This window comes from Pseudoxanthomonas sp. SORGH_AS_0997, assembly GCF_031453535.1.
In the GTDB taxonomy this organism is placed as follows: domain Bacteria; phylum Pseudomonadota; class Gammaproteobacteria; order Xanthomonadales; family Xanthomonadaceae; genus Pseudoxanthomonas_A; species Pseudoxanthomonas_A winnipegensis.
In genome coordinates this window covers 767,379-793,316 of record NZ_JAVIZI010000001.1, presented here as the reverse complement: position 1 = coordinate 793,316, position 25,938 = coordinate 767,379, and the positions used below count along the sequence as shown (strand labels likewise).

At 68.6% G+C, this 25,938-nt stretch carries 23 protein-coding genes, 1 tRNA gene and 1 pseudogene; 2 read left to right on the top strand and 23 right to left on the bottom strand.

The features are described from left to right. Positions 1–2: 2 nt before the first annotated feature. From QE438_RS03675 to tpiA, 16 genes and pseudogenes are all read right to left on the bottom strand, one after another. On the bottom strand, positions 3–1,523 hold the full coding sequence (locus QE438_RS03675) for an NADH-quinone oxidoreductase subunit M (RefSeq protein ID WP_130521775.1): 1,521 nt from the start codon (positions 1,521–1,523) through the stop codon (positions 3–5). Between the two features lie 19 nt (positions 1,524–1,542). After that, positions 1,543–3,738, bottom strand: a complete 2,196-nt coding sequence (nuoL, locus tag QE438_RS03670) for an NADH-quinone oxidoreductase subunit L (RefSeq protein WP_306992485.1) — start codon at positions 3,736–3,738, stop codon at positions 1,543–1,545. Positions 3,739–3,745: 7 nt separating this feature from the next. After that, a complete protein-coding gene (gene nuoK, locus QE438_RS03665; protein WP_130521777.1) occupies positions 3,746–4,051 on the bottom strand; it encodes an NADH-quinone oxidoreductase subunit NuoK in 306 nt (101 codons plus the stop codon). Then, the gene (locus QE438_RS03660; RefSeq protein WP_306992487.1) at positions 4,048–4,707 is read right to left on the bottom strand and encodes an NADH-quinone oxidoreductase subunit J; all 660 of its coding nucleotides are present in this window, start codon (positions 4,705–4,707) and stop codon (positions 4,048–4,050) included. Before QE438_RS03660 ends, nuoK begins: the two co-directional genes overlap by 4 nt. A gap of 7 nt (positions 4,708–4,714) precedes the next feature. Further along, positions 4,715–5,203, bottom strand: a complete 489-nt coding sequence (nuoI, locus tag QE438_RS03655) for an NADH-quinone oxidoreductase subunit NuoI (RefSeq protein ID WP_130521779.1) — start codon at positions 5,201–5,203, stop codon at positions 4,715–4,717. A gap of 5 nt (positions 5,204–5,208) precedes the next feature. Next, positions 5,209–6,300: an NADH-quinone oxidoreductase subunit NuoH gene (nuoH, locus tag QE438_RS03650; protein ID WP_130521780.1), complete on the bottom strand. Its 1,092-nt coding sequence runs from the start codon at positions 6,298–6,300 to the stop codon at positions 5,209–5,211. Beyond that, positions 6,297–8,544, bottom strand: a pseudogene (nuoG, locus tag QE438_RS03645) (NADH-quinone oxidoreductase subunit NuoG). Before nuoG ends, nuoH begins: the two are co-directional and overlap by 4 nt. Further along, positions 8,541–9,878 carry an NADH-quinone oxidoreductase subunit NuoF gene (gene nuoF / locus QE438_RS03640; protein ID WP_130521782.1) on the bottom strand — a complete coding sequence of 446 codons (1,338 nt, stop codon included), beginning with the start codon at positions 9,876–9,878 and terminating at the stop codon, positions 8,541–8,543. Before nuoF ends, nuoG begins: the two are co-directional and overlap by 4 nt. A 4-nt stretch (positions 9,879–9,882) precedes the next feature. Continuing rightward, on the bottom strand, positions 9,883–10,410 hold the full coding sequence (gene nuoE, locus QE438_RS03635; protein ID WP_130521783.1) for an NADH-quinone oxidoreductase subunit NuoE: 528 nt from the start codon (positions 10,408–10,410) through the stop codon (positions 9,883–9,885). Continuing rightward, positions 10,407–11,732, bottom strand: coding sequence for an NADH-quinone oxidoreductase subunit D (locus QE438_RS03630; protein WP_130529639.1), 1,326 nt, complete (start codon positions 11,730–11,732; stop codon positions 10,407–10,409). Before QE438_RS03630 ends, nuoE begins: the two co-directional genes overlap by 4 nt. Continuing rightward, entirely contained in the window at positions 11,729–12,481 is a 753-nt protein-coding gene (locus QE438_RS03625; protein ID WP_130521785.1) for an NADH-quinone oxidoreductase subunit C, read from the bottom strand. The genes QE438_RS03630 and QE438_RS03625 overlap by 4 nt, the downstream gene beginning before the upstream one ends. A 30-nt stretch (positions 12,482–12,511) precedes the next feature. Beyond that, on the bottom strand, positions 12,512–13,066 hold the full coding sequence (locus tag QE438_RS03620) for an NADH-quinone oxidoreductase subunit B (RefSeq protein WP_130521786.1): 555 nt from the start codon (positions 13,064–13,066) through the stop codon (positions 12,512–12,514). Beyond that, entirely contained in the window at positions 13,057–13,413 is a 357-nt protein-coding gene (locus tag QE438_RS03615; RefSeq protein WP_130521787.1) for an NADH-quinone oxidoreductase subunit A, read from the bottom strand. Before QE438_RS03615 ends, QE438_RS03620 begins: the two co-directional genes overlap by 10 nt. Positions 13,414–14,453: 1,040 nt before the next feature. Then, positions 14,454–14,538 (bottom strand) — tRNA-Leu (locus QE438_RS03610). 46 nt (positions 14,539–14,584) lie between these two features. Continuing rightward, entirely contained in the window at positions 14,585–14,989 is a 405-nt protein-coding gene (secG, locus tag QE438_RS03605; RefSeq protein ID WP_130519306.1) for a preprotein translocase subunit SecG, read from the bottom strand. A 68-nt stretch (positions 14,990–15,057) separates the two neighbouring features. Next, positions 15,058–15,810 carry a triose-phosphate isomerase gene (tpiA, locus tag QE438_RS03600; RefSeq protein WP_306992495.1) on the bottom strand — a complete coding sequence of 251 codons (753 nt, stop codon included), beginning with the start codon at positions 15,808–15,810 and terminating at the stop codon, positions 15,058–15,060. Positions 15,811–15,983: 173 nt separating this feature from the next. On the opposite strand from tpiA, the gene QE438_RS03595 reads away from it, so the two are divergent. Beyond that, the gene (locus QE438_RS03595; protein ID WP_306992497.1) at positions 15,984–16,802 is read left to right on the top strand and encodes an SDR family oxidoreductase; all 819 of its coding nucleotides are present in this window, start codon (positions 15,984–15,986) and stop codon (positions 16,800–16,802) included. A gap of 434 nt (positions 16,803–17,236) precedes the next feature. Here the strand turns inward: QE438_RS03595 and QE438_RS03590 are convergent, their stop codons facing one another. The 6 genes from QE438_RS03590 to trpB form a co-directional block, all read right to left on the bottom strand. Then, entirely contained in the window at positions 17,237–18,190 is a 954-nt protein-coding gene (locus tag QE438_RS03590) for a 2-oxoglutarate and iron-dependent oxygenase domain-containing protein (protein ID WP_306992499.1), read from the bottom strand. Between the two features lie 124 nt (positions 18,191–18,314). After that, positions 18,315–19,679 (bottom strand): phosphoglucosamine mutase, encoded by a 1,365-nt coding sequence (gene glmM / locus QE438_RS03585; protein WP_306992501.1) that lies wholly within the window; start codon positions 19,677–19,679, stop codon positions 18,315–18,317. Beyond that, positions 19,679–20,566, bottom strand: coding sequence for an acetyl-CoA carboxylase, carboxyltransferase subunit beta (gene accD / locus QE438_RS03580; RefSeq protein ID WP_130518839.1), 888 nt, complete (start codon positions 20,564–20,566; stop codon positions 19,679–19,681). The genes glmM and accD overlap by 1 nt, the downstream gene beginning before the upstream one ends. A gap of 57 nt (positions 20,567–20,623) precedes the next feature. Then, on the bottom strand, positions 20,624–21,436 hold the full coding sequence (gene trpA, locus QE438_RS03575; RefSeq protein ID WP_130518841.1) for a tryptophan synthase subunit alpha: 813 nt from the start codon (positions 21,434–21,436) through the stop codon (positions 20,624–20,626). Beyond that, positions 21,433–21,807, bottom strand: coding sequence for a DUF3144 domain-containing protein (locus tag QE438_RS03570; protein ID WP_130522222.1), 375 nt, complete (start codon positions 21,805–21,807; stop codon positions 21,433–21,435). Before QE438_RS03570 ends, trpA begins: the two co-directional genes overlap by 4 nt. Positions 21,808–21,855: 48 nt before the next feature. After that, positions 21,856–23,073, bottom strand: a complete 1,218-nt coding sequence (gene trpB, locus QE438_RS03565) for a tryptophan synthase subunit beta (protein WP_130518845.1) — start codon at positions 23,071–23,073, stop codon at positions 21,856–21,858. Positions 23,074–23,169: 96 nt separating this feature from the next. Here trpB and QE438_RS03560 point away from each other — a divergent pair, with 96 nt between their 5' ends. Further along, positions 23,170–24,069, top strand: a complete 900-nt coding sequence (locus tag QE438_RS03560) for a LysR family transcriptional regulator (RefSeq protein WP_306992506.1) — start codon at positions 23,170–23,172, stop codon at positions 24,067–24,069. A 10-nt stretch (positions 24,070–24,079) separates the two neighbouring features. Here the strand turns inward: QE438_RS03560 and QE438_RS03555 are convergent, their stop codons facing one another. After that, entirely contained in the window at positions 24,080–25,849 is a 1,770-nt protein-coding gene (locus tag QE438_RS03555; RefSeq protein WP_130518849.1) for a glucan ABC transporter ATP-binding protein/ permease, read from the bottom strand. Between the last annotated feature and the right edge of the window lie 89 nt (positions 25,850–25,938).

Below are 25,938 nucleotides of genomic sequence, written 5' to 3'. Positions count from 1 at the left end.
CCTTACAGCTTGCTGGTGGCGAGCTGCATCGCCAGTTGCGCGATCGAGGGTTCCAGCAGGTCGGTCAGCGGCTTGGGATAGACACCCAGCGCCAGCGTGCCGGCCGCGAACACCCCCAGCACCAGCGCCTCGCGCCAGTTGATGTCGGTCAGCTCGGCCACGTGGCTGTTGGCGACCTCGCCGTACAGCACGCGCTTGACCAGCCACAGCGTGTAACCGGCGCCGATGATCAGGGTCAGCGCGGCGATGAAGGCGATGTAGGGGTGCTTCTGGAAGCTGGCCAGGATGACCATGAACTCGCCGACGAAGCCGCTGGTGCCCGGCAGGCCGGAGTTGGCCATGCCGAAGAACACGAAGAACACCGCGAACCACGGCATCACATTGGCCACGCCGCCGTAGTCCTTGATCATGCGCGTGTGCATGCGGTCGTAGACCACGCCCACGCAGGAGAACATCGCGCCGGAGACGAAGCCGTGCGAGATCATCTGCACCATCGCGCCCTGCAGGCCCAGGCGCGCCGCATCGACGTTGTCGTAGTCGCGCAGCAGGCCCGAGGCGATGAAGGTGCCCAGGGTCACGAAGCCCATGTGCGACACCGACGAATAGGCGATCAGCTTCTTCATGTCCTCCTGGACCAGCGCCACCAGGCCGACGTAGACCACGCCGATCAGCGACAGCACGATGACCAGCGTGCCCCACTCGTGCGCCGCATCGGGCGTGATGGGCAGCGAGAAGCGCAGGAAGCCGTAGCCACCGATCTTCAGCATGATCGCCGCCAGGATCACCGAACCGGCGGTCGGCGCTTCCACGTGCGCGTCCGGCAGCCAGGTGTGGACCGGGAACATCGGCACCTTGACCGCGAAGGCGATCAGGAAGGCGAAGAACAGCCAGGTCTGCTCCTTGGCGGTCAGCGGCAGCACGTACAGGTCGGCGAACTGGAAGCTGGCATGACCCAGCTGGCCGCCCTTGATGTACAGGTAGACCAGGCCGACCAGCATCAGCACCGAGCCGAGGAAGGTGTACAGGAAGAACTTGACCGAAGCGTAGATGCGGCGCGGGCCGCCCCAGACACCGATGATCAGGAACATCGGGATCAGCATCGCCTCGAAGAACACGTAGAACAGCATCGCGTCGGTGGCGCAGAACACGCCGACCATCATGCCCTCGAGCATCAGGAAGGCGGCCACGTACTGGTTGACGCGCTTGTCCACCGCCGTCCAGGCGCCGATCAGCGCCAGCACCGTGGTCAGCGTGGTCAGCACGATCAGCGAGACCGAGATGCCGTCGGCGCCCAGGGCGTACCAGATGTCGAAGGCCGGCACCCAGGCGTGCTTCTCGACGAACTGCATGTCCGCACTGCCCCACTGGAAGTGGATCAGCAGCGGCAGGCTCGCCAGGAAGGTCAGCAGGGCCACGACCAGCGCCAGCCAGCGGGCGGCCTGGGCGCGGCCGGTGCCCATCGCCAGTGCCAGGGCACCGCCGAGGATCGGCAGCCAGATCAGAATGCTCAGCAAGTTCGACACGTGTTCGTATCCGTACAGATCAGCGCCAGGCCCAAGACACGACGGCCAGCAGTGCAACCAGGCCGATGATCATGGCGAACGCATAGTGGTAGAGGAAACCGGATTGGGTGCGGCGCAGCAGCTGCGAGGCCAGCTCGACCACGCGAGCGCTGCCGTTGACGAAGACGCCATCGATGATGCGGGTGTCGATCCAGCGCGAGATCCTGCCCAGCTGCAGACCGCCGCCGGCGAAGCCGTCGATCCACAGGATGTCGAAGCCGTACTTGGCCTCCAGGATCTTGACCAGACCGGAGAAGCGCTGGCGCAGCTTGGCCGGCCATTCCGGCGAGAGCACCAGGTACAGCACCGCGGCCAGGGCGAAGCCGGCCAGGGTCAGCCAGAACGGCACGCCCAGGAAGCCGTGCAGCGCGAAGGCCACCGGACCATGGAACTCCTCGGCCAGCGCGCCGACGGTGTCGCGCGCGGGATCGTAGAAATCGATGATGCCGGTGAAGAACTTCACGGCCTGGCCCGGCACGCCGCCTTCGGCGGAGTGGCCGGCCCAGTCGGTACCGAACAGCATCGGACCGATGGTGAAGAAGCCGATCAGCACCGAGGGGATGGCCAGCAGGATCAGCGGCAGGGTCACCACCCAGGGCGACTCGTGCGGGATGTGCGGACCGTGGTGGCCGTGATCGTCATGACCGTGGACCTGGGCCTCGGCATCGGTGTGCTCGGCATCGCCGTGCGCATCATGATGCGCGTGGTCATGACCATGGCCGTGATCGTCGTGCGCCACATCGCGGAAGCGCTCGGCGCCGTGGAAGGTCAGGAACAGCAGACGGAAGCTGTAGAAGCTGGTGATCAGCACGCCGCCCAGCACCGCCCAGTAGCCGTAGGTGGCGATCCAGTTGTGCGAGACGTGCGCGTGGTGCGCGGCGGCCTCGATGATGGTGTCCTTGGAATAGAAGCCGGAGAAGAACGGCGTCCCGACCAGGGCCAGCGTGCCGATGATCATGGTCACGTAGGTGATCGGCATGTACTTGCGCAGGCCGCCCATCTTGCGCATGTCCTGCTCGTGGTGCATGCCGATGATCACCGAGCCGGCGCCCAGGAACAGCAGCGCCTTGAAGAAGGCGTGGGTCATCAGGTGGAACACGCCGGCGCTGTAGGCCGACACGCCGAGGGCCACGGTCATGTAACCCAGCTGGGACAGCGTGGAGTACGCGACCACGCGCTTGATGTCGTTCTGCACGATGCCGATCAGACCGGTGAAGAAGGCCGTGGTCGCACCGATGAACAGGATGAAGTTCAGCGCGGTCTGCGACAGCTCGAACAGCGGCGACATGCGCGCCACCATGAAGATGCCCGCGGTGACCATCGTGGCGGCGTGGATCAGCGCCGAGATCGGGGTCGGGCCTTCCATCGAGTCGGGCAGCCACACGTGCAGCGGCACCTGGGCCGACTTGCCCATCGCGCCGATGAACAGCCCGATGCAGATCACCGTCATCAGCGACCAGCCGCCGATCCACTCGAACGCCTGCTGCAGGCCTTCGACCTGCGGCCAGACCTGGGCCAGCTTGGCGTTGGCGGCCAGCGGCGCGTAGGAGAACACGGTCGCGTAGTCCAGCGTGCGGAAGGCCATCAGCACCGCGGCGATGCCGAGCAGGAAGCCGAAGTCGCCCACGCGGTTGACCAGGAAGGCCTTGAGGTTGGCGAACACGGCCGTCGGGCGCTTGAACCAGAAGCCGATCAGCAGGTAGGACACCAGGCCCACCGCTTCCCAGCCGAAGAACAGCTGCAGGAAGTTGTTGCTCATCACGAGCATCAACATCGAGAAGGTGAACAGCGAAATGTAGCTGAAGAAGCGCTGGTAGCCCGGATCGTCGGCCATGTAGCCGATGGTGTAGACGTGCACCAGCAGCGAGACGAAGGTCACCACCACCATCATCATCGCGGTCAGCCGGTCGACCATGAAGCCGACATGGCCCTGGAAGCTGCCGACGTCGAAGAAGGTGTACAGGTTCTCGTTGAACGGCGACGCCCCGCCCCACACCAGCTGGTACAGCGTCCAGCACGACAGCGCGCAGCTGACGGCCACGCCCAGGATGGTGACGGTATGCGCGCCGGCACGGCCGACCTGCCGCCCGAACAGGCCGGCGATGATGCTGCCCAGCAATGGCGCGAGCACCACGGCCAGCAGCACGGACTTGGAAAGGAGAAGTTGGCCCGTCATCAGTACATCAGCCCTTGAGGGAGTCGACTTCGGCCACGTTGATCGTGCGCCGGCTGCGGAACAGCGCGACCAGGATCGCCAGGCCGATCGCGGCCTCGGCCGCGGCCACGGTGAGGATGAAGAACACGAACAGCTGGCCGGCCGTGTCGCCCAGCTGGCGCGAGAAGGCCACGAAGTTGATGTTGACCGACAGCAGCATCAGCTCGATCGACATCAGCAGCACGATCACGTTCTTGCGGTTGAGGAAGATGCCGGCCAGCGAGATGCAGAACAGCACCGCGCCGAGCGCAAGCAGGTGTCCGAGGGTGATCACGACTTGGCCTCCTGGGCACCGTCTTGGGCCGGGGTTTCGACGACCGGCACCACCGGGCGCACGGGTTCCATGCGCACCATGCGGAAGCGGTCGCGCGCCTTGACCCGGGTCTGTTCGGACGGGTCCTGGGTCTTGACACCCTCGCGCTTGCGCAGGGTCAGCATCACCGCGGCGATCACCGCCACGGTCAGGATCACCGCGGCGAACTCGAACGGCAGCAGGAACTCGGTGAACAGCGAACGCGCCAGCCAGGTGATGTTGGAGGTCTCGGCGGCCGCGGCGGCGGCGTTGTCCGGCAGCGCGGCGCCGGCCTTGGCCTTGACGCCGATCAGCACCAGCATCTGCACCAGCATGACCACGGCCACCAGCAGGCCGACCGGCAGGAACCGGACCCAGCCCTGGCGCAGCTGGGCCACGTCGATGTCCAGCATCATCACCACGAACAGGAACAGCACCATCACCGCGCCGACGTACACCAGGATCAGGGCCACGCCGAGGAACTCGGCGCCGACCAGCAGCCAGACGCAGGCGACGCTGAAGAAGGTCAGGATGAGGAACAGGACCGCGTGCACGGGGTTGCGCACGCTGATCACCGCGGCGCCCGAGACAGCGGCGACGGCGGCGAAGATCCAGAAGCTGATGTTGATCCAGTCCATCTCGTCCTCAGCGGAAAGCGGCGTCGGCGGCGCGGCGTTCGGCGATTTCCGACTCGAGTCGGTCGCCGATGGCCAGCAGCTGCGGCTTGGTGACGACGTTCTCGCCACGGTTCTCGAAGTGGTACTCCAGCACGTGGGTTTCCACGATGGAGTCCACCGGGCAGCTTTCCTCGCAGAAGCCGCAGTAGATGCACTTGAACAGGTCGATGTCGTAGCGCGTGGTGCGGCGGGTGCCGTCCTCGCGCTTGGTCGAGTCGATGGTGATGGCCAGCGCCGGGCAGACCGCCTCGCACAACTTGCAGGCGATGCAGCGCTCTTCCCCGTTGGGATAGCGGCGCAGCGCGTGCAGCCCGCGGAACCGCGGCGACTGCGGGAACTTCTCCATGGGGTACATCATCGTGTACTTGGGCTTGAACGTGTACTTGAACGTCAGCCACAGGCCCTGCAGCAGTTCGAGCAGCAGCAGGCTCTTGAAGTAATGGGTGATCTTGTTCATGTCGGTCAGGCGCCTCGCTGGATGACGCCGTAGAACACCATCAGCGCGGTCACGGCGATCCACACGATGGTCAGGGGAATGAAGATCTTCCAGCCCAGCCGCATGATCTGGTCATAGCGGTAGCGCGGGAAGCTGGCGCGGAACCAGATGTAGGCGCTCATGAAGAACACGACCTTGGCGAACAGCCACGGCCAGCCGCCCTTCCAGACCCAGTCGATCCACGGCGAGACATCGGCGGTGACCCAGCCCTGGATCGGGCTCAGCCAGCCGCCCATGAAGAAGATCGAGACCAGGAAGCTGACCAGGATCATGTTGGCGTATTCGGCCAGGAAGAACAGCGCGAACGCCGAGCCGGAGTACTCCACCATGTGGCCGGCGACGATTTCCGATTCGCCTTCCACCACGTCGAACGGCGCGCGATTGGTCTCGGCCACGCCGGACACCCAGTACACGATGAACAGCGGGAACAGCGGCAGCCAGTACCACTCGAACAAGCCGGCGTTGCCGCGCTGGGCCTCGACGATGCTGGACAGGTTGAGACTGCCGGCGGCGATCATCACGCCGACCAGGGCGAAGCCCATCGCGATCTCGTAGCTGACCACCTGCGCGGCCGAACGCAGCGCGCCCAGGAAGGCGTACTTGGAGTTGGACGCCCAGCCGGCCAGGATGATGCCGTACACGCCCAGCGAGGTCATCGCCAGCAGGTACAGCAGGCCGGCGTTGGCGTTGGACAGCACCAGCTGCGCGTCGAAGGGAATCACCGCCCAGGCCGCGAAGGCCGGCGCCAGCGTGATCAGCGGCGCCAGGACGTAGATCGTCTTCTGCGCGCTGGCCGGCTGGATGATCTCCTTGAACAGCAGCTTGAACACGTCGGCGAAGGCCTGGAGGATGCCCATGCCCACGTACATCGGCCCGTGGCGCACGTGCATCCAGCCGATCAGCTTGCGCTCCCAGACCACGTAGAAGGCCACCGTGATGATCACCGGCATGGTGATCACCAGGATCTTCAGCACGATCCACACGATCAGGCCGCCCGCGCCCAGGCTGAGCAGCCAGTCGCGCAGGGGGCTGACGCCATTGATCAACAGCTCGTTCATGCAGCCACCACCTTCACCCGGCCGGCGCCGATCGGCGCGGTGGCGCCGTGGCCCGACTCGATCCACGCCGACCCCGGCGCGACACGGTCATTGATCGCCACCGGCAAGGTGGCCGTTCCATCGGCGGCCTGCACCTTGGCCACCTGCCCTTCGCCCAGGCCCAGCGCCTGCGCGTCCTGCGGATGCAGGCTGATGCCGGGCGCGGTGTTGAGCGGATGGGCCTGCAGCGCTTGCGCACGGCGCACGAAGCCATCGGTGCGGTAGATGCCGCAGGTGGCGACCACCTCCAGCCCCTCGCCGGCCAGCGCCGGCGCGGCCGAGGCCTTGGGCGTCACCGCGGCCGGGTTGGCCAGGCTGGCGCGCGCGCCGGCCAGATCGGTGAAGTCGAAGCCCGGCAGACCCAGCACGCCGCCCAGGGCGCGCAGCACCTTCCAGCCCTCGCGCGCCTCGCCCGGCAGCTTGCCGCCGGCCTGGGTGCGCTGCTCGATGCCGTCCAGATTGGTCAGCGTGGCCTCGATTTCCTGCAGCGCGCCCGATCGGGAGGATCACATCGGCCATGCGCCGGGTGGAGGCGCAGGCGAAGTGGCTGAACGCCACGACCTTGGCCGCGGTCAGCGCCTTCTGCGTGGCGAAGCCATGGGCGAAGTCCAGGCCCGGCTCGATGCCGTAGATCACATAGGCGGCGCGCGGCTGGGCGACCATGTCGGCCGCGTCGCGCGTGCTCGGCAGCACGCCGGCGCGGGCCAGGCCCACGGCGTTGGCGCCCTGCGGGATGCGGCACCGCGCCGCGCCGGTCGCCGCGGCGAAGTCGGCGGCGGCCTTGCGCAGCGCGGCGGCCTGCGGATGGTTCTCGGCCAGCGCACCGACGATCACCACCGCCGAGCTGGCGCCCTGCACCGCCTCGCGCAGCGCCGAAGCGCCCAGCGCATCGGCCAGCTGCGACGGCGGCACGATGGTCTTGCTGGCCGCGCTGAAGGTGAAGTCGAAGTCCACCGGATTGACCAGGTGCACCTTGGCGCCGTTGCGCACCGCCTTGCGGATGCGCTGGTGCAGCAGCGGCAGCTCGTGGCGCACGTTGCTGCCGAACACCACGATCGCCCCGGCCTTCTCGATCTGCGCCAGCGGCAGCCCGAACGGCTGCGCGACGGCGCCGTCGGACAGGTCGTTGGCCAAGATGCGATGGTCGAGGTTGCCGCTGCCCAGGCCCGCGGCCAGGCGCGCCACCAGGCCGCCTTCCTCGTTCGAGGTGGCCGGGTGGACCAGCACGCCGAGCTCATCGCCGGCGTGGGCCTTGAGGATCTCGGCGGCGGCGGCCAGGCCCTCGGCCCAGCTCACTTCCTTCCACTCGCCATCGACCTTCTGCAGCGGCTTGACCGCGCGGTCGGCGGCGTACAGGCCCTGGTGCGAATAGCGGTCGCGGTCGGACAGCCAGCACTCGTTGACCGCCTCGTTGTCGCGCGGCACGGTGCGCAGCACTTCGCCGCGGCGCACATGCACGTACAGGTTGGAACCCATCGCGTCGTGGAAGCCCAGCGACTCGCGCGCCTGCAGCTCCCACGGACGGGCGCGGAACTGGAACACCTTGTTGGTCAGCGCGCCGACCGGGCACACGTCGACCACGTTGCCCGACAGCTCGGTGGTCAGCGGCTTGCCGTCGTAGGTGCCGATCTGCAGGTTCTCGCCGCGGTACATGCCGCCCAGCTCGTAGGTGCCGGCCACTTCCGCGGTGAAGCGCACGCAGCGCGTGCACTGGATGCAGCGGGTCATCTCGGTGGCGACCAGCGGACCGATGTCCTCGTCGGGCACCACGCGCTTGCGTTCGTTGAAGCGGCTGACCGAGCGGCCATAGCCCAGCGAGACGTCCTGCAGTTCGCACTCGCCGCCCTGATCGCAGATCGGGCAGTCCAGCGGATGGTTGATCAGCAGGAACTCCATCACGCTGCGCTGGTACTTGAGCGCCTTCTCGTTGCGCGTGAACACCTTGAGCCCGTCGCCGACCGGCGTGGCGCAGGCCGGCGAAGGCTTGGGCGCGGGGCGGCCGCCGACTTCGGTATCGACCAGGCACATGCGGCAGTTGGCCGCGATGGACAGCTTGTCGTGATAGCAGAAGCGCGGGATCGGGATGCCGGCCTTGTCGGCGGCCTGGATGATCATCGAGCCCTTGGGCGCGTACAGGACGCGGCCATCGATCTCGATGGTGACGTGATCGGGCGGGACGTTGGGATCGACCGGTTGGGCGCTCATGCGGCGGCCTCCAGCTGGACGTCGACGATCGAGCGACCGTTGACGATGTAGTACTCGAACTCGTCCCAGAACTGGCGCAGGAAGCCCTGGATGGGCCACGCCGCCGCCTCGCCGAACGCGCAGATGGTGTGGCCTTCGATCTGGCCGGCCACGGCCTTGAGCTGGTGCAGGTCTTCCATCGTGCCCTTGCCGGCGACGATGCGCTCCAGCACCCGGTGCATCCAGCCAGTGCCTTCGCGGCACGGCGTGCACTGGCCGCAGGATTCCTTGTGGAAGAACTGGCTGATGCGGCAGGCGAAGCGCACGCAGCACACGCTGTCGTCCAGCACCACGATGGCGCCCGAGCCCAGGCCGGTGCCCAGCGCGCGCAGCGTGTCGTAGTCCATCTGCAGGCCCTTGAGCTGGTCGGCCTTCAGCACCGGCATCGACACGCCGCCGGGGACGGCGGCCTTGAGCTTGCGGCCCGGCTTGAGACCGCCGGCCATTTCCAGCAGCTCATCGAACGTGGTGCCCAGCGGCACCTCGAAGTTGCCGCCCTTGGCCACGCAGCCGGACACCGAGAAGATCTTCGGGCCGCCGTTCTTGGTCTTGGACAGGCCCAGGAACCATTCCGGACCGTTGCGGATGATCGCCGGCACCGAGGCGTAGGTCTCGGTGTTGTTGATCGTCGAGGGCTTGCCGTACAGGCCGAAGTTGGCCGGGAACGGCGGCTTGTAGCGCGGCTGGCCCTTCTTGCCTTCCAGCGACTCCATCAGCGCGGTTTCCTCACCGCAGATGTAGGCGCCGGCGCCCAGCGCGGCGTAGATGTCGATGTCCACGCCCGAGCCGAGCACGTTCTTGCCCAGCCAGCCGTGCTTGTAGGCATCGGCCAGGGCCTGCTCGAAGTGCTCGAAGGGCTCGTGGTGGAACTCGCCGCGCAGATAGTTGTAGCCCACGGTCGAACCGGTGGCGTAGCAGGCGATGGCCATGCCCTCCACCACTGAGTGCGGGTTGTAACGCAGGATGTCGCGATCCTTGCAGGTGCCCGGCTCGGACTCGTCCGAGTTGCAGAGGATGTACTTCTGCATGTCGCCCTTGGGCATGAAGGACCACTTCAGGCCGGTCGGGAAGCCGGCGCCGCCGCGGCCGCGCAGGTTGGAGGCCTTGACCATCTCGACCACGTCGGCCGGGCTGATCTTCTCTTCGAGGATCTTGCGCAGCGCGGCATAGCCGCCGGTCTTGAGGTAGTTCTCGTACGACCACGGGGTGTCGTAGTGCAGCGTGGTCAGGCACACCTGATGCGGCTGCGGGGCGGGACCGACCGGGCCAGTGGAAGCTGGGTGGGAATGTGCCATGCGCTTACTCCAGGCCGTCCAGCAGCTCATCGACCTTTTCGGGCGTGAGGTGCTCGTGGTAGTGGCCGTTGATCACCATCATCGGCGCGGCCGAACATGCGGCCAGGCACTCCTCCTCGCGCTTGAGGAAGATGCGGCCGTCGGCGGTGGACTGGCCGCGCTTGCAGCCGAGCTTCTTCTCGGCGTACTGCGCCAGTTCCTCGCCCCCGTTGAGCCAGCAGCTGATGTTGGTGCAGAAGGCGACGTTGTGGCGGCCGACCTTCTCCAGCTCGAACATCGAATAGAAGCTGGCGACCTCGTAGGCCCACACCGGCGGCAGCTCCAGGTACTTGGCCACGCCGGCGATCAGCTCGTCGGTCAGCCAGCCGCCGTTCTGCTCCTGCGCGGCGTGCAGGCCCTGCAGCACGGCCGAACGCTTGCGATCCGGCGGGAACTTGGTCAACCAGTGGTCGATATGGGCGCGCGTGGCGTCGCTCAGCACGACCATCGGGTCGACGTGGCGCGCGTTCTCGAAATTACCCGTGGCCCTCATCGGTCCACCTCACCAAAGACAAGATCATAGGTACCGATCATCGCCACCACGTCGGGCAGCATGTGCCCGACCACGATCGCGTCCATCGAAGAAAGGTGCACGAAGCCCGGCGCGCGCAGGTGCACGCGGAAGGGCTTGTTGGCGCCGTCGGAGACCAGGTAGCAGCCGAATTCGCCCTTGGGCGCTTCCACCGCGCTGTAGGTCTCGCCGGCCGGCACGCAATAGCCTTCGGAGAACAGCTTGAAGTGGTGGATCAGCGCTTCCATGTCGTCCTTCATGGACTCGCGGCTGGGCGGCGCGACCTTGAAGTTCTCGATCATCACCGGGCCCGGGTTGGCCTTCAGCCACTTCACGCACTGGGCGATGATGCGGTTGGACTCGCGCATCTCGGCGATGCGCACCAGGTAACGGTCGTAGCAGTCGCCGTTGAGGCCGATCGGGATATCGAAATCCACCGCGTCGTACTTGGCGTAGGGCTGCTTCTTGCGCAGGTCCCACTCGATGCCCGAGCCGCGCAGCATCACGCCGGTCATGCCCCAGGCGCGCGCCTGCTCGGGCGAGATCACGCCGATGCCGACGGTGCGCTGCTTCCAGATGCGGTTGTCGGTCAGCAGGGTCTCGTATTCGTCAACGCGCGAGGGGAAGGTCTTGGTGAACTCCTCCAGGAAGTCCAGCAGCGAACCCTCGCGCGCGGCGTTGAGGTGCTTGAGCGCCTGGCCCTTGTGCCAGGGCGACTCCTTGTACTTGGGCATCTGCCCCGGCAGGTCGCGGTAGACGCCGCCCGGACGGTAGTAGGTCGCGTGCATGCGCGCGCCGGAGACCGCCTCGTAGCAGTCCATCAGCTCCTCGCGCTCGCGGAAGGCGTACAGCATCACCGCCATCGCGCCGAGGTCCAGCGCGTTGGAACCCACCCACATCAGGTGGTTCAGGATGCGCGTGATCTCGTCGAACATCGTGCGGATGTACTGCGCGCGCACCGGCGCCTCGATGCCCATCAGGGTCTCGATGGCGCGCACGTAGGCGTGCTCGTTGCACATCATCGACACGTAGTCCAGGCGATCCATGTAGCCGATCGACTGGTTGAACGGCTTGGACTCGGCCAGCTTCTCGGTGCCCCGGTGCAGCAGGCCGATATGCGGATCGGCGCGCACCACCGTCTCGCCGTCCATTTCCAGGATCAGGCGCAGCACGCCGTGGGCCGCAGGGTGCTGCGGGCCGAAGTTCATCGTGTAGTTGCGGATCTCCTGCCGGGCCTCGGCGGGATTGCTCGCGAAAGGCGCATGGGCCTGGTTGACGTGAGATGGCTGGATCTGTGCGCTCATGACTTCGACTCCCGCGCCGCGGCTTCGCCGGCGGCGGTCTGGTAGCGCGCGTCCTCACGGATCACGCGCGGCACGCCCACGCGCGGCTCGACCGAGGTCACCGGCTCGTAGACCACGCGCTTGCGCTCTTCGTCGTAGCGCACCTCGACATTGCCGATCAGCGGGAAATCCTTGCGGAACGGATGGCCCACGAAGCCGTAGTCGGTGAGGATGCGGCGCAGGTCCGGATGGCCGGAGAAGACGATGCCGAACAGGTCGAAGGCCTCGCGCTCGAACCAGTTGGCGCCCGGCCAGATATCGGTGACCGAGGCCACCACCGGCACGTCGTCGTTGGGCGCGAAGCAGCGCAGGCGCACGCGGCGGTTGTGCTGGTAGGAGATCAGGTGCGCCACCGCGGCGAAGCGGTTGGTCGGCACCGGCACCTCACCGATGCCGCCGGCGTTGCCGTTCTCGCGGGTGGGGAACTCGCCCCAGGCGAAGCGGCCGACGGCCTTGCCTTCCACGCCGCGCGAGAAGCCCTGCGAGGAAACGTCCGAGGTATCCCACTCATCGCTGCCGTAGCCGAGGTAGTCCACGCCGCACAGGTCGGTGAGCTGCTCGAAGCCGAAGTCGTCGCGCAGCGCCAGGCACAGCTCGTGCCACAGCGCGTGCGGAACCTCGATGGTGGTCTCGCCCGAGGGCGAAACGGTCACGGCCGCGTCCGGGAAACGGGCGCGCAGCGTGTCGGTATAAAGGGCTTGCTCTGCCATGGGGGCTTTGCGTGCTCTGAAAGGAGTGGATCAGCGGGCGATGGTCTGGGTGCGCCAGATCTTCTTCTGCAGCTGCAGGATGCCGTAGACCAGCGCCTCGGCCGTGGGCGGGCAGCCCGGCACGTAGACGTCGACCGGCACGATGCGATCGCAGCCGCGCACCACCGAGTAGGAATAGTGGTAGTAGCCGCCGCCGTTGGCGCAGCTGCCCATCGAGATGACCCACTTCGGGTCCGGCATCTGGTCGTAGACCTTGCGCAGCGCCGGGGCCATCTTGTTGACCAGGGTGCCGGCCACGATCATCACGTCGGACTGGCGCGGGCTGGGGCGGAACACGACCCCGTAGCGGTCCAGGTCCAGGCGCGCGGCGCCGGCGTGCATCATCTCCACCGCGCAGCAGGCCAGGCCGAAGGTCATCGGCCACATCGAGCCGGTGCGGGCCCAGTTCATCAGCGCGTCGACGCTGGTGGTGACATAGCCTTTTTCCAGCAGCGGGTTGTCGCCTTCCGGCCGCAGGATGTCGTCCACCCGCCCTTCCGGGATCGGGTTGGTCATCAGCTTGTCGATGGTTTGGATCACTCCCATTCGAGCGCTCCCTTCTTCCAGACGTAAATGAAGCCCAGGAACAACATGCCCACGAACAGGCCCATGGTGACCAGGGAGCGCGCACCGATGTCCATGAACACCTGGGTCCACGGCACGATGAAGATGATTTCCAGGTCGAAGACGATGAACTGGATGGCGATCAGGTAGTAGCGCACATCGAACTTCATGCGCGCGTCCTCGAATGCCTCGAAGCCGCATTCGTAGGGGGAGAGTTTCTCGGCGTCGGGGCGACGCGGGCCGATGAGGCGACCGATGATCATCAGCGCGATGCCGATGCCGGTGGCGACGATCAGGAAAAGCAGGTTCGGCAGGTAATTGGCCAGCACTCGCAGTTCTCTCTTTTAATTCCCGCGACCGGGGCACAGTCTACTGCCGCAGTGCGGCAGAAGCGTGCAGAGGTCGCTGACGGGTCCAGCCTTGCGGATCCACCGTGTTGACGGGCCGGGCGCGGGACCTCGGCAGTGGCCTGCCGTCCCGATCCGGCCCGGCATGGCCGGGCGCTTCGCCGCGTGTCCTTCCGCTTCTCGTACCGGACACTGCTGCGAACCTGACAATTGTAGCGGTCACTGAACTGCCGAGTAAACGATTTCGCGGTTTTGGATCGTGCCGCGAATTCGCCATCCTTGCCGGCGCCGCGACAGGCCCGCAGCGCCTGGCCGGGGCTCCCGCGGCGACGGCGACGGAAGGGCTCTTCATCAGAGCGCGGGGACGCGAAGCGGCTCATGACGCGCTTCGACGGCGAAAAGCGCACTTCGCCGCCCAGCCTCGACCCCGCCGGGCGCGACTCCTTGGCTCGGTCCGCCATCTACGGCGAACTCGCCGCCGCAGGCCACCCCTGGCCCGCTCTCCGCGCCCCCTGCCGGGTCGAGGCTCTGCGGCGAATAGATCAGGACGTCTTCCAACTCGAAGGCATCGAGCAAGCGCCGTGCCCCCTCCCTTGCGCGCAGCGCAGGGGAGGGCTGGGGTGGGGTGCTTCTGCTGTTGCTGTGCTTCGATGGCTTGCCCGGTAAAGCCTCGACCCCTCCCCAGCCCTCCCCTTCGCCTATGGCGAAAGGGAGGGGGCCTCAAGTCGATAGTTTCCTGCCACTGATCGCGATGCGCGCGAGGCAGGGGTTCGAACACCCTCGCAAACCGAAGCCCTGTGACCTGACGCGCGAAGCAGCCGGCCGGCGGTGGCCGCGACGAGCGAGGCAGGATGCCGAGCGCCTTAAGGCAGGACAGGATGCCCTGACCGAGGGAAAAGCGACCACTGCCCGCCGGACCGCTGCCCCTGTCGAAGCCAGAGCGCGAAGGCAACGCAGCTCTTGATCGGAAGGCAACCAACGAAAAAGGGCCCGACAAGGCCCTTTTCGTTTACCGCGTTGTGTGGTGCCCAAGAGGGGACTCGAACCCCTACGACTTTCGCCGCTACCACCTCAAGGTAGTGCGTCTACCAATTCCGCCACCTGGGCAAAGCTTGCCTGCCGGCTCGCATCGCGCGGGCCGGCATTGTACGTGTCACTGGGCCGGAGTGGGAGCCGGCTTGGTGGCCTCGGGCTGCGCCGGGGCCGAAGGCGCAGGCTGGGCGGCCGGCGCGGAAGCTGCGGGCGCGACCGTGTCGGCCGGCGCCGGGGCGACCGGCTGCTGCGACATGATGCCCAGATCCTGCTGCGCGCTGCCGGTGTGCGCGGTGCGCGAGGCGCTCCAGGCCATGAACAGGCTGATGGCGAAGAACGCCACGGCCAGCCACTTGGTGCTCTTGGACAGGAAGTTGGACGCGCCGCGCGCACCGAACACGGTGCCCGAAGCGCCCGCACCGAAGCCAGACCCGGCCTGGGCGCCGGTCCCGCGCTGCATCAGCACCAGGCCGATGATGGCCACCGCCACCAGCACGTAGACCACATTGAGGATCAGCATCAACATCGACATGGATCGTGTTTCTCGTTGAAAGGCCCCGCCGCTTGGGAGCGACGGCGCCATGAAGTCTGTGTCTACCCGGCCGCCGCGCGGGCGATGGCCAGGAAGTCGGCGGCCACCAGCGAGGCGCCTCCGACCAGCCCGCCGTCGACATCGGGCTGGGCGAACAGCTCGGCGGCGTTGTCGGGCTTGACGCTGCCGCCATACAGCAGGGGCAACGAATCGGCGATTCTAGCATCCACGCGCGCCACCACGCCACGGATGAAGGCGTGGACGTCCTGGGCCTGCTGCGGTGTCGCGGTGCGGCCGGTGCCGATCGCCCAGACCGGCTCGTAGGCCACCACCGCACCGTCGAAGCCGGCGCTGCCGGCCAGCGCCAGCACGGGCTCGAGCTGGGCGGCGATGACCTGCTCGGTCTGGCCGGCCTCGCGCTGCTCCAGGGTCTCGCCCACGCACAGCACCGGTACCAGGCCAGCATTGCGCGCGGCCATGAACTTGCGCGCGACCAGCTGGCTGCTCTCGTGGTGGTACTGGCGGCGCTCGGAATGCCCGACCAGGCCGTAGGTGGCGCCGACATCGACCAGCATCGCGGCGGAGACCTCGCCGGTGTAGGCGCCCTTCTCGTTGGCGCTGACGTCCTGCGCGCCGAAGGCGATGGGCCTGCCCTCGAAGTCCTCGATCAGATCGCCCAAGTAAGGCAGCGGCGGCAGCACCACCACTTCGACACCCGGCACGGGCAGGGCTTCTGCCAGTTCTCCGACCAGAGCAGTGGCGAAATCGCGGCTGCCGTGCAGCTTCCAGTTTCCGGCGACGATCCTGCGGCGCATGACAACTCCTATGAACATCAGGCGGGGCAGCATACCGCCTCGTCCGTGGTGGCTCGCTGACGAAGCCGCCCCACACACCCGCGGGCAGCCCGCCCGCCCTGCCCCTGCGGCGTCCGTGCGCGGGCGCTGCCCGGAGATGCACACTGGCGCCCTCTTCCCGTCTCGCGCCTGCCATGTCCTCGACCGCCGTTCCTGCGCAACACCCCGGCTATGCACTGATCACGGGCGCCTCGGCCGGCATCGGGGCCGAATTCGCCCGTCAGTACGCCGCGCGCGGCGTGCCGCTGATCCTCACCGCGCGCCGCGCCGAACGGCTGCAGGCGCTGGCCACTGAACTGGGGGCGCAGGTAGATGTTCAGGTGATCGCCGCCGACCTGGAAGATCCGGCCGCGCCCGCCCGGATCGCCGAGGAGATCACGCGGCGCGGGCTGCGGGTCCGGGTGCTGGTCAACAACGCGGGCTACGGCGTGCCAGGCCGCTACCTCACGCGCGACTGGAGCGTGCATGCGCGTTTCATCCAGCTGATGGTGACCGCGCTGTGCGAGCTGACCTGGCGCCTGCTGCCGCAGATCGCCGCCAGTGGCTCGGGGCGGATCATCAATGTGGCCTCGTTCGCCGCACTGGTGCCCGGGGCCGACGGGCAGACACTGTATGCGCCGGCCAAGGCCTGGCTGGTGGCGATGAGTCAGTCGCTGTCGCTGGAGTATGCCGACCGCGGCGTGCGGGTCTGCGCGCTGTGCCCGGGCTTTACCTGGTCGGAGTTCCACGATGTCACGGGCACGCGCGAGCAGATGTCGCGCCTACCCAAGTGGATCTGGCTGAGCGCCGAGGAGGTCGTGCGCGAGGGCATCGCGGGGGTGGAGCGCGGCCAGGTGCTGGTGATCCCGGGCTGGCGCTGGCGGCTGCTGTACCACGTGGTGCGCCACCTGCCGCAATCCTGGCTGCTGGCGCTGATGGCGCGGAGCTCGCGCAAGGTGCGTGCGCAGGTTTGAGGCGTTCGCGCACCCGGCCTCACTTCAATCGCTTCTCACAGCGGCTCGTGCGTTAAGGCGCTCGAGCGGGAGCGTTCCGGATTCGGAGGGGCAGCGGTCCGGCGGGCGGTACCCGCTTTTCCCTCGGTCAGGGCATCCTGCCCTACCTTGAGGCGCTCGGCTTGCTGCCTCGCTCGTCGCGGCCACCGCCCGCCGGCCCGCTGCCTCGCACGTAGCGCCTGAAGGCCTCCACCTGTAGAGCGGAGCTTGCTCCGCTGGGGTTGGGCCGGACCATCGGGAAAGCCCCAGCGGAGCAAGCTCCGCTCTACAGGCAGGCCGCGACGTGATGGGGGGGAGAGAGAGTCGCTCCCACAGAAGCGTGACGCGCTGTCCCGACTGAGCGTCAGCCGGTTAGGGCTGACGAGCCCAGGAGCCGCGCGCGTCGGCGACGCGGCTTACTTCAGCTTGATCTCGCGCAGGCGCTCGTCCAGGTAGTCCTGGGCGGTGATGGCCTGGGGATAGCGCTTGGGGTTGTCCGGGGTGATCGTCGAAGGCAGCACGTCGATCAGGAAGTCCGGATTGGGGTGCAGGAAGAACGGCACCGAATAGCGCGGCTTGCGCGCCTCCTCGCCCGGCGGGTTGGTGACCCGGTGCGTGGTGGAGGGATACACATGGTTGGTCAGGCGCTGCAGCATGTCGCCGATGTTGACCACGATGGTGTCCGCGTCGCTGGTGAAGGGCACCCACTGGCCCTCGCGCGACTTCACTTCCAGGCCGGCGGCGCTGGCGCCGACCAGCAGCGTGATCAGGTTGATGTCCTCGTGCGCGCCGGCGCGCACGTTCGGGATGTCGTCGCTGGTGATCGGCGGATAGTGGATCGGGCGCAGGATCGAGTTGCCCGCATCGGTCTTGTCGGCGAAGTAGTCCTCCGGCAGGCCGATGTGCAGCGCCAGCGCGGCCAGCACGTGGCTGCCCAGCGCATCGAGCTGCTGGTACAGGCCGTAGGCGTGCTCGCGGAAGTTGGGCACCTCGCCCGGCCACAGGTTGGCGGGCATGACGCCGGCGTACTTGGAGTCGGCGGGGAGTTCGCGACCGACGTGCCAGAACTCCTTCAGGTCGAAGTGCTTGGAATCCTTGGCCGTCTCCACGCCGAAGGCGGTGTAGCCGCGCGCGCCACCGATGCCGGGCACGCGGTACTTCAGCTTGGCCTCGTCCGGCAGCGCGAAGAAGTTCTTGAACACCTCGTAGGCCGCGTCGATATCGGCCTGCGGGATGCCGTGGTTGCGGATGCCGGCGAAGCCCCACTCGCGATAGGCGGCGCCCAGTTCGGCCACGAACGCCTCGCGGTCGGCGGCGCTGACGGGCGAGATGAAGCGGGCGATGTCGAGGGTAGGAATGGCGCTGCTCATGGGCAAACCGGAAGGCGAACGTGGCCCTCCAGTTTATCGCCTCGGGCCCTAACGCAGCAGCAGGTACAGGGCCCAGAGCGTGAGCGCCTTGACGACGGCCACGCCCAGGGCGATCAGCACTTTCTCATGCCGCGGCACGCACCGCCCCGGCCAGGGTGTCGAGCGTGGCCTGCATCAGCGCATCGTCGTCGGCTTCCACTGTGACGCGCACCACCGGCTCGGTGCCGGACGGGCGCAGGAACGCGCGCCCGCGCCCGGCCACGGCGGCCTGGGCCTGCTGGAGCGCGGTCTGGACGGTCTGCGCCTCGACCACGGCTTTGGCGGCCACGCCGTCCAGGCGCACGTTGGTGGTGCGCTGCGGCAGCATGGTCAGGCCGGCCAGGGCCTGGTCCAGGCGGCGGCCGGTGCGGTGCAGGACTTCCAGCACCTGCAGCGCGCTGACGATGCCGTCGCCGGTGTTGGCCCGGTCCAGGCACAGGATGTGGCCGGAGGCCTCGCCGCCGAGCACGCCCCCGCCATCGACCAGGGCCTGGTGCACGTAGCGGTCGCCGACCTTGGCGCGGGTGAAGGCGATGCCCTGCTCGCCCAGCGCCTGCTCCAGCCCGTAGTTGGTCATCAGCGTGCCGACCACCGCGCCATGCAGGCGCCCGGACCGCTTCCAGTCGCTGGCCAGCACGTACAGCAGGCCGTCGCCATCGATCACGCGGCCATGGCCATCGACGAACAGCACGCGATCGCCGTCGCCGTCGAAGGCGATGCCCAGGTCGGCGCCGGACAGCACCACGCGCCGGGCCAGGCCCTCGGGATGGGTCGACCCGACGCCGTCGTTGATGTTCAGGCCGTTGGGCGCATCGCCGATGACCTCCATGCGCGCGCCGAGTTCGCGCAGCACGATCGGTGCGACCTGGTAGGTGGCACCGTTGGCGCAGTCGACTACGATCTTCATGCCGGTCAGGTCGAACTCGCGCGGGACCGAGTTCTTGCAGCTCTCCACGTAGCGGCCGACCGCGTCGCGGGTGCGCACGGCCTTGCCCAGCGCCTCGGAGGCCACGGTGCGGAACGGCTGGTCCAGCGCGGCCTCGATCGCAAGCTCGGTGGCGTCGTCGAGCTTCTCGCCCTCGGCGGAGAAGAACTTGATGCCGTTGTCGTAATGCGGGTTGTGCGAGGCGGAGATGACGATGCCGCCGGAGGCGCGCAGCGCACGGGTCAGGTGCGAGACGGCCGGGGTGGGCATCGGCCCCATCAGCTGCACGTCCACGCCGGCGGCGACCAGCCCGGCCTCGAGCGCGGCCTCGAACATGTAGTTGGAGATGCGCGTGTCCTTGCCGATGATCACCACCGGCTTGCCCGCGCCGGCGCGGCGCACGCGCGCGGCCAGGGCGTGGCCATAGGCATTGCCCAGGCGCAGCATGAAGTCGGCCGAGATCGGCCCCTGGCCGACGCGCCCGCGGATCCCGTCGGTGCCGAAGTACTTCCGGCTGGCGACCATCAGGCGACCTCGGGTTCGACCGGCCGGGTCTGCTTCATCATCAGCGCGCACAGATCGGCCAGGCGGTCGCGCAGTTCGCGGCGGTCGCAGATCTGGTCGATGGCGCCGTGGTCGAGCAGGAACTCGGAGCGCTGGAAGCCCTCCGGCAGCGTCTCGCGCACGGTCTGCTCGATCACGCGCGGACCGGCGAAGCCGATCAGCGCCTTGGGCTCGGCGATGTTGATGTCGCCCAGCATGGCGAAGCTGGCCGACACGCCGCCGGTGGTGGGATGGGTCAGCACCGAGATGTACGGCAGGCCGGCCGCGCGCAGGCGCCCCAGCGCGGCCGAGGTCTTGGCCATCTGCAGCAGCGAGAACAGGCTCTCCTGCATGCGCGCGCCGCCCGAGGCCGAGAAGCACACGAACGGGCAGCCCAGCTCCAGCGCCTTCTCCGCGCCCAGGGTGAAGCGCTCGCCCACCACCGAGCCCATCGAGCCGCCCATGTAGGCGAAATCGAAGGCGCTGGCGACCAGCGCGCGACCCTTGACCTGGCCCTGCAGGGTGATCAGCGCATCGCGCTCGCCGGTGGCCTTCTGCGCGGCCTTGATCCGGTCGGAGTACTTCTTCTGGTCACGGAACTTGAGCACGTCGGTCGGGCCCAGCGCGGCGCCCAGCTCGGTGGTGCTGCCGGCGTCGAACAGCGCCGCCAGCCGCGCGCGGGCGCGGATGGCCATGTGGTGGCCGCACTTGGGGCAGACCTCGAGGTTTTCCTCGAGCTCGGGCCGGTACAGCACCGCGCCGCAGTTGTCGCACTTCTCCCAGAGCCCCTCGGGGACGCTGCGCTTGGGTTTGCGGGTCGCCGCGTCGGTGCGGATGCCCGAGGGCATCAGTTTGCTCAGCCAGCTCATGCGTGTTTGGAAACCTGGTACGGCGCGCCCCGGGGGCGCGGGATCAAGCGCGGCAGTTTAGCCCAGCGCCTGATCCAGCGCCTCACGCAGCGGCCGCAGGAAGGTTCCGGCCAGTTCAGCTGCCTGCGCCGGGTTTTGCGCCGCAGCAATGGCCTCGACCAGGGCGCTGCCGACCACGACCCCATCGGCCGCCGGCGCCATGGCCGCCGCGCTGGCCGCGTCCTTGATGCCGAAACCCACCACCACTGGCACGCTGGCCGCCGCACGCAGGGTGCGCAGGCGCTCGCCGGCGGCCTGGGTGTCCAGCCGGTCCGAGGCGCCGGTCACGCCGGCGAAGCTGACGTAGTACAGATAGCCCTGGCCCTGCTCGCACAGCAGCGCCATGCGCTCGGGGCTGGTGGTCGGCGCCGCCAGGGCGATTAGCTGCAGGCCGTAGGCATTGAAGGTGGCGCGGGTCTGGGCCGCCTCTTCCGGCGGCAGATCGACCAGCAGCGCGCCGTCCACGCCCGCCTCGGTGGCCTCGCGCGCGAAGCGCTCGGCGCCGTGGATCTCGACCGGATTGAGATAGCCCATCAGCACCACCGGCGTGGTCGCATCGGTCTGGCGGAACGCGCGCACCACCTCGAGCACGAAGCGCAGGCCGGCCCCGCGCCCCAGCGCGCGCTCGGAGCTGCGCTGGATGGTCGGGCCATCGGCCATCGGATCGGAAAACGGTACGCCCAGCTCGATCACGTCGGCGCCGGCGGCGACCAGCGCGTGCATGACCGGCACGGTCGCCTCCAGCGAGGGATCGCCGGCGGTGATGAACGGGACCAGCGCCTTGCGCCCCTCGGCCTTGCGCGCGGCCAGCGCGGTGTCCAGGCGGTTCATTCGGGCTGGCTGTCGCGCGAGGCCTGCTCGGCCTGCTGGGCGGCGGCGTAGGCGGCGGCCAGCTCGGAGGCGCCCACGTCCACGCCGCGCTCGGCGCCGAGGATGTCCAAATGCTCGTTGAGCATGCGCCGGTACAGGCCGGTCATGTAGTCCAGGAAGCCCTGGCGCGACTCGGCCGGGCTCGGCTCCACCGTCAGGTAGACGTGCGCGTTGTAGCGGGCCACGCCGTAGAGCGCGGCGAAGCTGGTGCGCTTGCTGCCGTGGATGCCGCCCTGGCGGTTGGCCAGCTGCACGAACTTGTTGACCACATCGAAGAACTGCGGGTCCAGCGGAGCGTCGATGCTCGGCGGCGCCTGGGTGTCGTCGGCCATGAGGATTCCTTAGCGATTGCGTAGAGGGAAAGCGCGGCGCGGGCGCCGTCAGATCTGGATGTTCTCGCGCGCGGCGATGGTGTGCACATCCTTGTCGCCGCGGCCGGAGAGGTTGCACAGCACCAGCTGGTCGGAGGGCAGATCGCGCGCCAGCTTGATCGCCTGGGCCACGGCATGGCTGGATTCCAGCGCCGCCAGGATGCCCTCGGTGCGCGCCAGGGTGTGGAACGCGGCCAGCGCCTCCTCGTCTGTGATGCCCAGGTACGTGGCACGGCCCGAGTCAGCCAGGAAGGCGTGCTCCGGGCCCACGCCCGGGTAGTCCAGGCCGGCGGAGATCGAATGGGTTTCGATGATCTGGCCGTCGTCGTCGCACAGCACGTAGGTACGGTTGCCGTGCAGCACGCCGACCCGCCCGCCGGCGATGGAGGCGGCATGGCGGCCCGTCTCCAGGCCATCGCCGGCCGGTTCGGCGCCATAGAGGCGCACGTTCGCATCGTTGAGGAAGGCGTGGAAGATGCCGATGGCGTTGCTGCCGCCGCCGACGCAGGCGGTGATCGCGTCGGGCAGGCGGCCGAACTGTTCGAGCATCTGCGCGCGCGCCTCGCGGCCGACGATGGCGTTGAAGTCGCGCACCATGCGCGGATACGGGTCGGGGCCGGCCACGGTGCCGATGATGTAGAAGGTGTCGGCCACGTTGGTGACCCAGTCGCGCATGGCCTCGTTGAGCGCGTCCTTGAGCGTGGCCGAGCCACTGGTGACCGGCACCACCGTGGCGCCGAGCAGGCGCATGCGATAGACGTTGGCCTTCTGCCGCTCGATGTCGGTGGAACCCATGTAGACCACACATTCCAGCCCCAGGCGCGCGGCCACGGTGGCGCTGGCCACGCCGTGCTGGCCGGCGCCGGTCTCGGCGATGATCCGGGTCTTGCCCATGCGGCTGGCCAGCAGGGCCTGGCCGATGGCGTTGTTGATCTTGTGCGCGCCGGTGTGGTTGAGGTCCTCGCGCTTGAGCAGGATCTGCGCGCCGCCCACCTCGCGGCTCAGGCGCCGGGCGTGGTAGATCGGGCTGGGGCGGCCCACGTAGTGCTTGAGGTCGTCGTAGAACGCGTCGGTGAAGGCCGGGTCGGCGCGGGCCGTGTCGTAGGCGGCGGCCAGTTCCTGCAGCGGCCCGATCAGGGTCTCGGCGACAAAGCGCCCGCCGTGGCGGCCGAAGTGTCCGGCGGCGTCGGGATAGGCGTGGAAGTCACGGATGGCGGGAGCGGACATGGGGGCACCGGCATTGAACGAAGGCCGCCATCCTAGCCCAGCGGGACGGGCGGCAATAGCGATAAGATCGCCACGACCTGTCAGGAAATCTCACACATGGCCTCCCCTGCCCTGCCCCCGCTGGGCGCGCTGCGCGCCTTCGAGGCCGCGGCCCGGCTGGAAAGCGTCAGCCGCGCCGCCGACGAGCTGCATGTGACCCACGGTGCGGTCAGCCGGCAGATCCGGGCGCTGGAGGACGCGCTGGGCCAGCCGCTGTTCGACCGCGTCGGGCGCGGCCTGGTGCTGACCCCCGCCGGCCGCCGGCTGCGCGACGCCTGCGGCCAGGCCTTCACCCAGCTGGGCCAGGCCTGGCGCGAACTGCGGCGCGGGCCGGCCGGCGACACGCTGGTGCTGGGCTGTTCGGCCAGCGTCCTGGCGCGGTGGGTGATTCCCCGGCTGGAACGCATGCAGCAGGCGCTGCCCGGCGTGTCGCTGCACTTCTCCGCGCAGGAATCGCCGGATCGCGCCCTGGGCGAGGTCGACGCCCTGCTGCTGCTCGGCCAGGCGCCCTGGCCGGCCGGCTGGCAGGTGGCCGAACTGGCCGGCGAGACGATCGGGCCGGTCGTGGGCGCGCGCTATCCCGGCCTGCCGGCGCTGCAGGCCCAGCCGCCGACGGCGCTGCTGGGCGAGCGCCTGCTGCACACCGCCTCGCGCCCGCAGGCCTGGCCGCAGTGGGCCGCCGCGCACGGGCTGGATCCGCAGGCGCTGCAGTACGGCGAAGGCTTCCCACACCTGTACTACCTGCTCGAGGCGGCCGCCTCGGGCCTCGGCGTGGCCATCGCGCCACGGCCGCTGGTGGAAGCGGACCTGGCCAGCGGCAGGCTGCTGGCGCCGTGGGGGTTCGCGCCCACGCCGGGGCGCTGGGCGCTGTGCGCGGCGGGCGGCCGCAGCGATCCGCGCCTGACGCGGCTGGCGGGCTGGCTGCGCGGGGAACTCGGCGCTGCCGGGCCTACCTGAGCCGCCGGCGTTACTCGGCCACCGCCACCACTTCCTCTTCGGCATCGGCCACGAACTGCCCGCCCGCCTCCAGCTGGGCGAACAGCCCGCCCTGGGCGACCAGCGCGTCGAAGCGGCCCTGTTCCACGATCTCCCCATCCTTCATCACCAGGATCAGATCGGCATTGCGCACGGTGCTCAGGCGGTGGGCGATGACGAAGGTGGTGCGATCGCGCGTGAGCCGGTTGAGGGCGCGCTGGATGCGCGCCTCGGTGGCGTTGTCCAGCGCGCTGGTGGCCTCGTCCAGGATCAGGATCGGCGCGTTCTTCAGCATCGCCCGGGCGATGGACAGGCGCTGCCGCTCGCCACCGGACAGCGACACGCCGCGCTCGGCGACCAGGGTCGAATAGCCCTCCGGCTTGACCACCACGAAGTTGTGCGCCTCGGCCGCGCGCGCGGCCTCCTCCATCTCCAGCGCGCTGGCGTCCGGCTTGCCCACGCGCAGGTTGTCGGCCACCGAGCGGTACAGCAGGCCCGGGTCCTGGAAGACCACGGCGATGTGCTCGCGCAGCGAGGTCAGCTTGACCGTGCGGATGTCGATGCCGTCGATGGTGATGCGGCCGCGGTCCGGGTCGTAGGCGCGATAGAGCAGGCTCAGCGCGGTCGACTTGCCCGCCCCGGTCGGCCCGACCAGGGCCACGGTGCTGCCGGCGGCGGCGGTGAAGTTCAGCGCGCGCAGCGCCGGGTGCGAGGCGTCGTAGCCGAAGGACACGTCCTCGAAGCGCACCTCGCCGCGCACCTTGTCCGGCAGCGGCGGCGCCTTGGGATCCTCCTTGACCGTGGCATCGGTATCGAGCACGGCGAAGAAGTCGCTCAGCGACGGCGTCTGGAAGAACAGATTGGAGATGAAGCCGGCGAAGGCCTCCAGCCGACCGATCTGCAGCAGCGCGAAGTTGACGAAGGTGACGATGCCGCCGACGGTGACCTCGCCCTTGGCGTTGAGCTGCGCGCCGAGGGCGAAGATCGCCACGATGGTCAGCGTGGAGGCCGCGCGGTTGGCCACCGACAGCCAGGCCCAGCCGCGCAGCACCGGGTACTGCGCGTCCAGCGCGCGCCGGGACATTTCACGAATCGCCTCGACCTCGGCCTGCAGGCGCGTATAGACCTGCACCACCGGCACGTTGCCCAGCACGTCGCCGGCGCGCTCGGAGATGGCGCTGTGCAGCTGCTCGATCTGGCCCTGCGCGCGATGCGTGCGGCGCATGGCGATGGCGTTGAAGGTGGCGAAGGTCACCATCAGCCCGACCATCAGCAGGCCGAGCTTCCAGTTGACGTACAGCGACCAGGGGATCATCAGCAGGATCGACAGCAGCGTGGTCAGGTGGTCGCGGAAGAACCCCAGCCACAGGCCGAACAGGTTGTTGCTGCCGGTATGCATGATGCGCAGCAGCCGGCCGGTGTGGTGCTGGCCGTGATACGACAGCGGCAGCGCGATGGCGTGCTCGAAGTACTGGGCGATCACCGCCAGCCGGCGTCGATGCGCCAGGCGGTCGGCGAACAGCGAGACGAACACGCCGGCGGCGATGCCGCCGAAGCCCACGCCGGCCCACATGGCGATGTAGTGCCAGGCGCTGCGCCCCTTGCCCTGCGCGGCCAGCGCATCGATGACCTTGCCGAATAGCACCGGCTCCAGGAAGGCCACGCCGGACAGGGCCAGATTGGCCAGGACCAGGGTCACGGCGAGCCGTTTCTCGGGCGCGAGCAACTGCAGCACGCGCAGATAGACACGCCACAACGACATGCGCAGTTCTCCGGTCGGTCTCACGGCCAGTGTAGGGGCGGCCCGCGTGCAGGGTCCATCAATGCTGTCGCGATCGCGCGCTCAAGGCG